Source organism: Streptomyces sp. NPDC060198, assembly GCF_042728415.1.
Classification (GTDB): Bacteria; Actinomycetota; Actinomycetes; order Streptomycetales; family Streptomycetaceae; genus Streptomyces.
The window spans coordinates 1-12,763 of sequence record NZ_JBHWZJ010000204.1; the positions used below are offsets into that span (position 1 = coordinate 1).

Annotated in this window: 6 protein-coding genes; 3 read left to right on the forward strand and 3 right to left on the reverse strand. The window is 69.8% G+C overall.

Going from position 1 to position 12,763, the window contains the following annotated elements:
* Positions 1 to 23: 23 nt before the first annotated feature.
* The 3 genes from ACFWEP_RS22660 to eccCa all read right to left on the reverse strand — a co-directional run bounded on the left by ACFWEP_RS22660 (position 24) and on the right by eccCa (position 7,940).
* Positions 24 to 764 (reverse strand): hypothetical protein, encoded by a 741-nt coding sequence (locus tag ACFWEP_RS22660; protein ID WP_387372259.1) that lies wholly within the window; start codon positions 762 to 764, stop codon positions 24 to 26.
* A 10-nt stretch (positions 765 to 774) separates the two neighbouring features.
* Entirely contained in the window at positions 775 to 3,126 is a 2,352-nt protein-coding gene (locus tag ACFWEP_RS22665) for a DUF6571 family protein (protein ID WP_387372261.1), read from the reverse strand.
* Positions 3,127 to 3,968: 842 nt separating this feature from the next.
* Entirely contained in the window at positions 3,969 to 7,940 is a 3,972-nt protein-coding gene (gene eccCa / locus ACFWEP_RS22670) for a type VII secretion protein EccCa (protein WP_387372263.1), read from the reverse strand.
* A 270-nt stretch (positions 7,941 to 8,210) separates the two neighbouring features.
* Between eccCa and eccD the strand changes: the two genes are divergently transcribed.
* From eccD to ACFWEP_RS22685, 3 genes are all read left to right on the forward strand, one after another.
* Positions 8,211 to 9,719, forward strand: coding sequence for a type VII secretion integral membrane protein EccD (eccD, locus tag ACFWEP_RS22675; RefSeq protein ID WP_387372265.1), 1,509 nt, complete (start codon positions 8,211 to 8,213; stop codon positions 9,717 to 9,719).
* A 217-nt stretch (positions 9,720 to 9,936) separates the two neighbouring features.
* Positions 9,937 to 10,227 (forward strand): 30S ribosomal protein S15, encoded by a 291-nt coding sequence (gene rpsO, locus ACFWEP_RS22680; RefSeq protein WP_003965855.1) that lies wholly within the window; start codon positions 9,937 to 9,939, stop codon positions 10,225 to 10,227.
* A gap of 312 nt (positions 10,228 to 10,539) precedes the next feature.
* A complete protein-coding gene (locus tag ACFWEP_RS22685; RefSeq protein ID WP_387372267.1) occupies positions 10,540 to 12,750 on the forward strand; it encodes a polyribonucleotide nucleotidyltransferase in 2,211 nt (736 codons plus the stop codon).
* Positions 12,751 to 12,763: the final 13 nt, after the last annotated feature.

Genomic DNA, 12,763 nt, shown 5'->3' on the forward strand with positions numbered 1-12,763 from the left:
CCATCATTCGTTCCCGGTGTGCTTCAGCCCTTCGGTAGGGGAGTCGGAGCCTTCAGAGTCTCCGGCAGGGAACTCTCCGTGAGACAGCCCACCTCCCGCGCCACCGCGAGCGCCGCACCGTGGGCGGCCTTGAGCAGCAGCCCGGGCCTCACCGGCTCTTCGTCGCGTGTGACCGATCCGTGCGAAGTGCGCAACTCCACGTCGAGTGCGACGCCCGGTGCGGCGCCGCCGCCGACCGGGCAATGGAGGGACACCGCACCCCAGGTCTGCGACGCGGTCGCGTAGGGCGCGGTGCTGCTGTGCACTCCGTGGGCCGTGAGGTCGTACACGGAACTGATCGCGGTGCTGTGCCAGGTACGGTCGCCCGCCTTGATCCGCGTCCAGCGGGTGGACACCTGGAAATCGCCTCGGCCACCCGGGTTGCCGGGTTCCGCTAGACACAGGTAGAGCCGTTCGCCGCTGCCGGTCGCCGGCAACCCCGAATTCCGCAGCTTCTCGGCCGCGTCGGCGACCGACCGGACCTCTGTCGGACCGGATCCGGGTGACTCGGTGAAGCGCGCGGACTTGGTCAGCTGTTCCAGCGCGACCCCTCCGTCCGCTCCGAGGAGACCTGAGCAGACCTGCCGGCCGGTCTCTCCGGGAGCCACCGGCCGTGAGGCCGAGGGCGTGCCGGGACCGTCCGACGAACCCGAGCAGCCGCCGAGTACCGCCGCCGACATCACCACGGCGAGAGGCGGGGCCGCTTTCCTCAGGATGGATTTCATGTGCCCGACCTCACGTGGTGGGGAGCTGACCGACATTTTCCTGTTGCTGACTGCCGCTGTTGTAGCCGAGTTGCTGGGCCCGTGTGAGGGCGTCGCTCAGTTTCCGGTAGTTTTCGCCGTCCCAGGCGCTCGACGCGTCGGCCTCCTGCAGGACTGCGTGCCCGGGCCTCCAGGAGGCGGCGAAGCCGCTCGCGTACACCTCGTTCCCCTCCGCGTGGTACTTCTCCGAGTTGTCCCGGTGGTGCGCCTCCGCGTACTCGTCGAGGTTCTTCTCGATGAGACCGCCCACGACTCCCTCGGTCTGTTCCCCCACGATCGGAACCACGGTCGCGGCCACCCCGGTCGTTGCTTCGGGGGTGAGCGAGAAGAGGCCGCCCGTGACCGCGCCGGCGATCATCTTGTCCCGCTCGATACGGGCGTCGACCGCGTCGTTGTACTTCTTGTCCGCCTCCACCCCGCCGGCCTTGATCTCCTCCGCCCGCGACCGGTCCAGAACGCCCTGGACCTCGGCGCCGTTGCGCAGGACCGTCTCGGCCTCGCTGGACGAGACGTCGCCGTCCGCCTCGATCGTGGGCGGGTGCTCGTGGAGCAGCGACGTGGTGTACACCTGCTGGGCGGTGCCCAACGACGCGTAGGCGTCGGGGTCCTGGCCGAGGGTGCTGATGAACTTGGTGAGACCGAGCTCGCTGTTGTCGAAGTGGGCCCGCTCGGCCGACGAGGTGCGTCCGCCGTCATCCAACGCGTACACCGACTTCTCGGCGTTGCCGTCCATGGCCCAGTTGATGTCGTCGATGTAGGCGGCGCCGATACTGCCCAGACTGTCGCCGATCCCCTCCTGCCCGGCCAAGAGCTGCGCACCGCTGAGGCCGGTCTGCTTGTCGCCTTTGTACTCGGCGTCCTGCCCGTAGCGCTCCACGACCCGCTGCGCGACGGCGGCGGTCTCGCTGTCGCGGTGCAGCTGCGGCGGGTCGGCGTCGTAGGGGGCGCCCTTGGTCGCCGACTCCAGGGCGTGCCCCAGCGAGTCGTATCCAGCGATGGTCTTGGCGTCGGTCTTCGCGTGGTCCTCGAACCACTCACGGTCCTCGGTGAGGTAGTCGAAGTTCGTTCCCTCGTCGAAGAAGTCCGTGGAGGCCTCGGCGTTGTGCCCCAGGGCTTCCATGAAGCCGGTCATCGGGTCGGAACCGGCGTCGTTCCCCGCCCCGTAGTGAAGCCGCTCGAAGGCGCCGGAGTGGTTCCACGGGAGGACATCCTCGCGCGTGGTCCGCCTCTGGAGGCCGCCGACCTCGTCGGAGGTGTTCTCCTTCTCGAACGCGATCAGACTGTCCCCGTAGCTCTTCAGGAAGTCGTCCTCGTACGCGCCGTTCCGCATCAGGTTGCTCATCACCTGGTACCCGTGGACGCGGTCCTGCCCGGGGGTGCCGACATCCTTTCCGCCCGCCACCAGGAGATCCCTCTGCCACTGCGCCATGTCGCCGCTGCCCGAGTGCGTGGCCGTCGCCAGGGTGGCGCCGAGGCTCGACTCCAGCCCGCCGAGCAGTCTCATCCGGGCCCGCATCTCCTCCGAGAGGCCGCTCCCGGAGCGGGGGTGCACATAGAACTGCTGGTCGTCGGCGAGGTCGGCGTAGAGCGAGAGAGTCTTCTCAGGCCCGAGATCCGTCGCAAAGCGCTCGGCGAACAGCGGATCGTCCTTGTTCTCCTTCATCAGCGCGATGAGCCGGGTGAGCTCCGTGTTCGACATGTCGGAGCCCTTGGAGTAGAGCGCGGCCGCCTCCTTGGCGTCCTTGAGGGCGTTGGCGGCGGAGTCACGGTCCTGGTAACCGGCGTCGGAGAAGCCGTACTTCGCCCGGTCCACGAGGAGTCGAAGCGCCTCGTCCGCGGTGGCGTCGCTCTCGGTGGCCTTGGTCAGGATGGACTGGACCTCCTCGCGCAGCCGGTCCACGTCCTGCCGGCTGTGCTCGGGCACCTGGGTTCCGGCGGCGGCGCGGTCCGGGTGGATGTTCATGTCGACGGCGAACGTGCCCTGTCCGGTGTCCCTGACCGTGAGGTTCTTCGCCACCCCGCGCTCGATCGCGGCGACGAGCTGCCCCCGGTAGGAGACGAGTTCATCGCGGGTGTCACCGAGGATGGCGGCGATGCTGCTCGCCTGGGTGTGCGCGTCGGTGAACTCCGCGGCGGTCTTCGTGACGAAGTCGCGGGTGACGTTGGCGTTGAGGCCTGCCCAGTCGGCCTTCACCGCCGTTGCCTTCAGACCGTCTTGGGCCTCGTCCTGGAGTGTCTTCAGGCTCTTGACCTGCCGTTCCCAGTCCGAGACGGCCGAGTCGAGCGCGGAGAAGTTGCCGAAACGCAGTGCGTCGAGATCCATCAGCGCTCCGCCCGCCGGCCGGATATCGCGTCGGGCCGTGAGACCGGGCCGGCCGGGCGGACGCGGATCCCGCACCTGGCGGGCGCACACCCGGCATATGAGCTCCCGGCATACGGGGCCCTGCTACGGGCGAGGAGGTCCGGCATGCGGGCGTGGACGTCTTTCGCGCGCCACGGTCCTTTACGCCTCCGGAACGCCGAATTCCCCATGGTCGACGGAACGTCCCGACGAACCCGGAGATCACCTCGCGGGTCTTCTCCGTGGTTTCCGCGCGCCCGTGTCGGGTGCTTCCTTCGCGTGTCCGGCAAACGCCGGTCGGCCGCATCCGAATTCCATGGTTCCCACTCGTGCCACGCCATTTTTCGCCGGGTACCTTCCCGTCGCTCTCCGCGCGCACGGGGGCGCGGGAGACCCTGGTGAACATCGTCCGGACCTGTCGCGCACGGCGCCGCGGGAACGCCGTGCACGACGGCGTGCGGACCGCGTGCCCGGCACATCGTCCCGCGCGTCCCCGGTCCGTGGCGCACTCGGAGGACGGCCGCCGCTCGTCCGCCCGGGGGACGGAGGGGCGATCACATGTTCGCGCGTACAGATGTGTTCGGTCGTACGACTCCCGAGCGTACGGCGGCAGAGTGATTTCGTGGGTGGTAATGCGCCACGCCGCGGAGGAATGGCGGAAATCGCTGACAGAGATCCGGCCGGTCCTCCGGAATTCCGGAGAACCGGAATCGTGCGTCCGGAAAGAGGACGTCCTTGTGGAGCGAGACCGGTCCGTAAAGCGAGACCGGGCCGGGCGCCCCGAAAGGGGTACCCGGCCCGGTGAGCGCCGTACTGCTCGGGGCCTACCGCTCCCCGTCCACCAGCCCCGTCTGCACCAGCGGGTTGCCCCGGCGGCGGGAGACGAACACGCCCCGGCCCGCGGGCATCGGACGCGGGCGGACGTTGCCCATGATGTCGCCCTCGTTCGGGTCGCCGGACAGCAGCAGCCCTTGGGCGCCCAGCTCGGTCATCCGCTGGATGAACGGCTCGTACGCGGCCCGTCCCGCGCCCGCGGAGTTACGGGCGATGACGAAGCGCACGCCCACGTCCCGTGCGAACGGGAGCAGTTCGGTGAGCCTGCCCAGTGGATTGCCGCTCGACGTGGAGACCAGGTCGTAGTCGTCGACGACCACGTACACCGTCGGGCCCCGCCACCAGCTGCGGTCCCGCAACTCCTGCGCGGTGACCGTCGCCGACGGGGTGCGCCGCTGCATGAGGTCGTACAGCGCCTCCATGTGGTGCTCCATGTTGTTGGACATGGGCACGTACTCCGCCAAGTGCGACGGCGGGGTGACGTCCAGCAGCGAGCGCCGGTTGTCGATGACGAAGAGCTTGCAGGCGTTGCCGTCGTAGCGCTCCGTCAGCTGCTTGATGAGCAGGCGCAGCAGGTTGGACTTGCCGGACTCGCTCTCCCCGAACACCATCAGGAACGGGTCGTGCTCGAAGTCGACGAAGACCGGTTCCAGGTTGTTCTCGTCGATGCCGAACGCGATGCCGCGCTCCGGGTGCGCGTCACCCGGCGGCAGCGCCGAGGCGGGCAGTTCGCGCGGCAACAGACGCACGGCCGGTGCCGGGGACGCCGTCCAGTGGCGGGCGACCTCCTGATTCATCGCGGCGGTCGCCTCGGAGAGGTCGCTGTCGGAGTTGATGCTGTCGATGCGCGGGACCGCCGCCATGAAGTGCAGCTTCTCCGGTGTCAGACCCCGGCCCGGCACGCCGGCCGGCACGTTGACGGCCGACTTGCGGTCCAGCTCGGAGTCCATGACGTCGCCGAGTCGCAGCTCCAGCCGGTTCATCAGGTGGTCCTTGAGGTTGGCGCGCACCTCCATGGACCGCGAGGCGGTGACGACCAGGTGGATGCCGTACCCGAGACCGCGTCCCGCGATGTCGAGGACGGCCGGCTCCAGGCCCTCGTAGTCGGTGCGGAAGTTGCCCCAGCCGTCGATGATCAGGAAGACGTCGCCCCACGGCTGGTCCTCCACCGTCACCTGGCCGCGCTCGCGCATCCTGCGGAAGGTGGCGATGGAGTCGATTCCCGCGCTGCGGAAGTACTCCTCACGCCGCGTCAGGATGCCGTACACCTCGGAGACCGTACGCCGTACCCGCTCGGGGTCCAGACGCGACGCGATGCCGCCGACGTGCGGGAGACCGCTGACCGACGCCAGACCGCCGCCGCCGAAGTCCAGTCCGTAGAACTGCACCTCGTGCGGGGTGTGGGTGAGCGCGAAGCCCGCGATGAGGGTCCGCAGCAGCGTCGACTTGCCCGACTGCGGACCACCGGTGATCTGCATGTGCCCGGCGGCACCGGAGAAGTCCCGGTACAGCGTGTCGCGCCGCTGCTCGAACGGCTTGTCGACCACGCCGAGCGGGACGACCAGGCGCCCCGCACCCTCGAACCCCGGCTGGGTCAGACCGCGCCCCTGCACCGGCGCGAGGCCGGGCAGCAGCTCGTCCAGCGACGGCGGGTTGTCCAGCGGCGGCAGCCACACCTGGTGCGCGGAGGCGCCGCGCCCCTCCAGCCGGCGCACGATCACGTCCAGCACGGTGTCCGCGAGCGCGTCGTCCTCGGACGCGCGGGCCTCCGGCACGTCCGGCCGCTGTGTCGGCTCCACGTACCGCACCGGGACCGGCGCCGCCGTGAAGGCGACCGGCCGGCGGTCCACCGGCAGCGGCCCGCCGGGCATCGACGCCCGCTCCGCGCCCGTGCGGTAGACCCCGGAGACGTACGCCGCCTTGAACCGGACCATCTCGTCGGTGCCGTACTTCAGGTAGCCGGAACCCGGCACGTTCGGCAGGTGGTAGGCGTCGGGCACGCCGAGCGCCGCGCGGGACTCACCCGCCGAGAAGGTCCGCAGGCCGATCCGGTACGACAGGTACGTCTCCAGCCCGCGCAGCCGGCCCTCCTCCAGGCGCTGCGAGGCCAGCAGCAGGTGCACGCCGAGCGAACGGCCGATACGGCCGATCTGCACGAACATCTCGATGAAGTCCGGCTTCGCGGTGAGCAGCTCGCTGAACTCGTCGATCACCAGCACCAGCGAGGGGATCGGCAGCAGCGGGGCACCCGCTGCGCGCGCCTTCTCGTAGTCGTGGATGTTGGCGTAGTTGCCGGCGTCGCGGAGCATCTCCTGCCGCCGGTTCAGCTCACCGCGGATGGAGTCGCCCATGCGGTCCACCAGCGTCAGATCGTCCGCGAGGTTCGTGATCACGGCGGCCACGTGCGGCATCTGCGCCATTCCCGCGAAGGTGGCACCGCCCTTGAAGTCGGCGAGGACGAAGTTCAGCGTCTCCGACGAATGCGTGACGGCGAGCCCCAGCACCAGCGTGCGCAGCAGCTCCGACTTGCCGGAACCCGTCGCGCCCACGCACAGGCCGTGCGGGCCCATGCCCTCCTGCGCGGCCTCCTTCAGGTCGAGCATGACCGGGGTGCCGTCCTCGCCGACACCGATCGGGACGCGCAGCCGCTCCGCCTGCGAGCGGGGACGCCAGGTCCGGGAGACATCCACCGAGGAAGCGTCCCCGAGGTTCAGCAGATCGGTGAACTCCAGGTTGGCCAGCAGCGGCTCGTCGTCGTCCCCGCCCGCCGCCACGTTCAGCGGGGCCAGCTGGCGGGCCAGTGCCTCCGCGGCCTCGTAACTCAAGTGATCCGGCAGGCCCTCGTAGACCAGCCCGTGGCCCGACTCCAGCTGGAGCGTCTGCGGATGGACCACCACGGACAGCCCGCCGCGGGCACCGGTCACCTCACCCGGAACGACCTCGATGACGGTGACACCCTGCACGCCCTCGGGGGAGGCCAGCACCGACATCGGCGGAACCGACTCCCCGTCGAGCACCACCACGATGTGAGGCTGGTCCATCAGGGGCTGCCCGCCGGCCTGGAAGCGGGGACGGCCGCCGAGACGGCTCCCGAGCAGCTCCTCCAGTTCCGAGCAGCTCGTCGAGATGAGCCGGCGACTGCCCGCCCCGTCCGTGGAGCCGGGCAGCTGGACGTGCGGGAGCCACTTCGCCCACTCCCAGTGCGGCGACGACTGCCGGTCCGCCGCGATCGCCACGACCAGGTCCTCGGGGGAGTGCAGCGAGGTGAGCGAACCGATCAGCGCGCGGGCCGAGGAACGCACGGAGTCCGCGTCACCGCTGACCGTCACGTGGTAGAAGGCGCGGAGCGAGACGGCCATCGGCAGCCCGTCCAGCGACGAGTGGGTGTGGAGGAACTGCTGCATCGCCCCGGCGGTCAGCGGCTCCAGCTCGTCTACCGGCGCGGTCTGCGGGGGAACGAGCGGGGTGGCCAGCTCTTGGTTCCCCAGGCCGATGCGGACCTGCCCGAAGTCCACGTCGGCGACCCGGCGCTCCCAGACCCTGCTGCCCTCGGCGACCAGCGCCCACAGCTGCTCGGGGGACGGGTGCAGGTAGAACTGGGCGTCCCGCTGGAGGCGTGCCGTCCGCAGGACCTCGCGGCGGGTCTGTGTCAGGTACTTCAGGTAGTCGCGCCGCATGTCGGCGAGCTGCCCCTGCGTACCGCGCCGGTGACGGACCAGCATCGAGATCGCCATGGCGACCGTCGACGCGATCATCACCATGCCCATGATCCGCATGATCGGGTTCGGCGTCATGAAGAAGAAGACCACCGAGCCGCCCATGCCGAGCATCGGCAGCAACTGCATCATCGCGCCCTCCTGCTGCCCGCGCGGCAGCTCCGGAGGAGGTTGCAACTGCACCTCCGTGTCCGGCACTTCGGAGGGCAGCGCGCGCGGAGGGCGCTTGACGACGATGTGGCTCACGGCTCACCAATTCCCTTGCCGGACAGATCTGTTCCTCTCGACGCCCCCGTGGCGACGGGCTCCGCCCGGGCAAAGATCCTACTGACGGAGCAGCCGGGCGGAGAGCGGTAGGGTAGCGCGACGCGTGTACGCACCCGCGAACTACCGCCAAAAAAACGGTCATTCGGGACGGGCTGCGAAGGCGCGCGTCCCAGTGGGAGACATGGCGACGAGGTCTCGGCGGAGAGAAGGCTCTCGGCGGAGGCGGATGGCAATGAGGGGGAGCGACAGGTGACCACGACGGCCCGAGCGGCGACCACCGGACCCGGCCGAACCGGCCCCGGGGTTCCGGCCGGCAATGGAACCGGATTCTGCAGGGTGACCGTCGTCGCGCCCGACAGTCGCGTCGACGTCGCCCTGCCCGAGGACGTGCCCCTCGCCGACCTCTACCCCGAGGTCCTCCGCCTCTCCGGGCAGAGCCCCGCCGAGGGAGCGCCCGTCGGCTACCACCTCGTACGCCGCGACGGCACCGTGCTCGACAGCGGACGCACCCTCGCCGCCCAGCGCATCCTCGACGGCGAACTGCTCTCGCTGCGCCCGTTCTCCGAATCGCTGCCGCCCGCCGTGTTCGACGACGTCTCCGAAGCCGTCGCGTCCGCGGTGGCCCGCGACCGCACCCTCTGGGGCGACGCCCTGATGCGCGGTTCCGGCCTCTTCGGCGGCTCGGTGCTTCTCACCCTCCTCGGCTTCGTCCTGTGGACCGCCGACCCGCTGCACGACATGCACGGCCTCCCCGGTGTCATTGCCGCGGTCGCCGCCGTCCTGCTGCTCGCCGTCGCCGGAGTACGCGCCAGGGTGTACGAGGACCGGGGCTCGGCCGTCGCCCTCGGCACAGGCGCCCTGGTCAACGGAGCGGTCGCCGGGTCCGGCCTGCTCCCGCTGGACGCCGGGGAGGGGATCGGCCGCCTCCAGTTCCTGCTGGCCTGCGTCGCCGTGCTGATCGTCTCGGTGATCCTGGTGATCGTCGCCCCCACCGGCGACGGCCCCTTCGTCGCCTTCGTCTTCGCCTCGGCCGTCGGGGTGCTGGTGACCTTCGCCTCGATCCTCACCGACCTGGAGCCCACCGAGACCGCGGCCGTCTGCGCCCCGCTCTCCGTCGGGGCGCTCGGATTCCTGCCGGCCCTCTCCACCCGCTTCGCCCGTCTCCCCATCGGCTTCGAGCCGCCGCGCACCACCAGTGGCGACTACGGAACGACCGAGCAGGCCCCCCAGGGACCGGTCGACGCGGTCAAGATCGCCGCGCAGGCCCGGCGCGGCCACGAGCTGCTGCTCGGCCTGGCCGGGGGCTGCGCCATGGTGGCGGTCGCCGGTGCGGCCGTCCTCGGGTTCTCGGCGGACGTCTTCGGGCAGCTGCTGGCGCTGGCCACCGGCTGCGCCATGCTGATGCGGGCCCACCTCTTCCGCTACACCGCCCAGGTCGCCTGCGCGCTGGCCGCGGGCCTCGGCGCGCTGGTCCTCCTCGGACTCGGGCTCGCCCTGAACCCCCCGGTCGGCATCATGATCGATGCCCTGCGCGGCGACGACGCGGCGCTCGACATCCGTACGATCTGGCTGACGGCGGCCGTCGCCGCGACCGCCGCCGTGATCACCGCCATAGGGCTGATCGTGCCCCGCAAGGGGGTCACCCCGTTCTGGGGCCGCTTCCTGGAGATCGCCGAGGCGTTCGTCCTGCTCACGCTCCTGCCGCTCTGCCTCGCCGTCTTCGACGTCTACACCTCGATAAGGTCCCTGACCAGCTGACTCCCGCACCCTGAGGGCCGCCCCGCCCGCGCGCGAGGGCGGCCGGGGAGGGCTCTGTCCGGCGGCTGGTAGTCTGTGCGGTGGCCGTTTGTGTACGCGTCCCCGGTTTCGTTCTGGGGGCTGCGCCCATCGGACCTTCGCCTCCGAGTCACGGAAGCTCCCCTGAGATCCAGACCAGGGGCACTCGTGGGCGCATCGAACACCAAGAGGAGTACGCGTGCCGCTCGACGCCGCTACGAAGAAGCAGATCATGTCCGAGTTCGCCCAGAAGGAGGGTGACACCGGTTCCCCCGAGGTTCAGGTCGCCATGCTCTCCCGCCGGATCTCGGACCTGACGGAGCACCTCAAGACGCACAAGCACGACCACCACTCCCGTCGTGGTCTGCTGATCCTGGTCGGCCAGCGTCGCCGCCTCCTGCAGTACCTGGCCAAGAAGGACATCCAGCGCTTCCGCGCCCTCGTCGACCGCCTCGGCATCCGCCGCGGTGCGGCCGGCGGCGCCAAGTAAGCACGCTGTGAGAGGGAGCGGTGCCCACTTTCCGGGGACCGCTCCCTTTGCCGTACGTGCGCTACCGGGGGCAACCTCAGTAACCTGGACGTACGCACCACCGCACCACCAGCACGACGCTGCACGACACAACTGAACGACACGAGGAGAAGCGCACTCCCGCAGCCGCCGGTCCTCGGTAGTGGCACCCGGGAAAGAACGCCCGGGGGCTTCGATCGAAGACCGGCCCGCACACCAGGTGCGCTTCTCCACGCACCGTCCCCCGCCACACGGGCGCGAGGACGAAAGACGACGAGTATGGAGAAATCACTAGTGGAGAACGAGACCCACTACGCCGAAGCCGTGATCGACAACGGCACCTTCGGCACCCGCACCATCCGCTTCGAGACGGGCCGCCTGGCCAAGCAGGCCGCCGGCTCCGCCGTCGCGTACCTGGACGACGACACCATGGTGCTGTCGGCCACCACCGCTTCCAAGCGGCCCAAGGACCAGCTCGACTTCTTCCCCCTCACGGTGGACGTCGAGGAGCGGCAGTACGCCGCCGGCAAGATCCCCGGCTCCTTCTTCCGCCGCGAGGGTCGCCCCTCCGAGGACGCCATCCTCACCTGCCGTCTGATCGACCGGCCGCTGCGCCCCTCCTTCAAGAAGGGCCTGCGCAACGAGATCCAGATCGTCGAGACGATCATGGCGCTCAACCCGGACCACCTGTACGACGTGGTCGCGATCAACGCCGCCTCGGCTTCCACGATCCTGGCGGGCCTGCCCTTCTCCGGCCCCATCGGCGCCACCCGCGTCGCCCTGATCAAGGGCCAGTGGGTCGCGTTCCCGACGCACACCGAGCTCGAGGACGCCGTCTTCGACATGGTCGTCGCGGGCCGTGTCCTGGAGGACGGCGACGTCGCGATCATGATGGTCGAGGCCGAGGCCACCGAGAAGACCGTCCAGCTCGTCAAGGACGGCGCCGAGGCCCCCACCGAGGAGGTCGTGGCAGCCGGTCTGGAAGCCGCGAAGCCCTTCATCAAGGCCCTCTGCAAGGCGCAGTCCGAGCTGGCCGCCAAGGCCGCCAAGCCGGTCGGCGACTTCCCGGTCTTCCTCGACTACCAGGACGACGTCCTGGAGGCCCTCTCCAAGGCCGTCTCCACCGAGCTCGCCAAGGCGCTCACCATCGCCGGCAAGCAGGACCGCGAGGCGGAGCTCGACCGCATCAAGGACATCGCGGCCGAGAAGCTCCTCCCGGCCTTCGAGGGCCGCGAGAAGGAGATCTCCGGTGCCTACCGCGCGCTGACCAAGAAGCTGGTCCGCGAGCGCGTCATCAAGGACAAGGTCCGCATCGACGGCCGCGGCGTCACGGACATCCGTACGCTCGCCGCCGAGGTCGAGGCCATCCCGCGCGTGCACGGCTCGGCGCTGTTCGAGCGTGGCGAGACCCAGATCCTGGGCGTCACCACCCTCAACATGCTCCGCATGGAGCAGCAGCTGGACACCCTTTCCCCGGTGACCCGCAAGCGTTACATGCACAACTACAACTTCCCGCCGTACTCGGTTGGCGAGACCGGCCGCGTGGGCTCGCCCAAGCGCCGCGAGATCGGCCACGGCGCCCTCGCCGAGCGCGCCATCGTCCCGGTCCTGCCGTCGCGCGAGGAGTTCCCCTACGCGATCCGCCAGGTCTCCGAGGCGCTGGGCTCCAACGGCTCCACGTCCATGGGCTCGGTCTGCGCCTCGACCATGTCGCTGCTGAACGCCGGTGTGCCCCTCAAGGCCGCCGTCGCCGGTATCGCCATGGGCCTCATCTCCCAGGAGATCGACGGCAAGACCCACTACGTCGCCCTCACCGACATCCTCGGTGCGGAGGACGCCTTCGGTGACATGGACTTCAAGGTCGCCGGCACCAAGCAGTTCGTGACCGCGCTCCAGCTCGACACCAAGCTCGACGGCATCCCCGCCTCGGTCCTGGCCGCCGCGCTGAAGCAGGCCCGTGACGCGCGTCTGCACATCCTGGACGTCATGAACGAGGCCATCGACGTCCCCGACGAGATGTCCCCGAACGCCCCGCGGATCATCACCGTCAAGATCCCGGTGGACAAGATCGGTGAGGTCATCGGCCCCAAGGGCAAGATGATCAACCAGATCCAGGAGGACACCGGCGCCGACATCACGATCGAGGACGACGGCACCATCTACATCGGTGCCCAGCAGGGCTCGCAGGCCGAGGCCGCCCGCGCCACGATCAACGCCATCGCCAACCCGACCATGCCGGAGGTCGGCGAGCGCTACCTGGGTACGGTCGTCAAGACCACCACCTTCGGCGCCTTCGTCTCCCTCATGCCCGGCAAGGACGGTCTGCTGCACATCTCGCAGATCCGCAAGCTCGCCGGTGGCAAGCGCGTGGAGAACGTCGAGGACGTGCTCGGCGTCGGCTCCAAGGTCCAGGTCGAGATCGCCGAGATCGACTCCCGCGGCAAGCTCTCCCTGATCCCGGTCGTCGAGGGTGAAGAAGACGAGAAGGACGACGCCTCCAAGTGACGTCCCGTAGTTC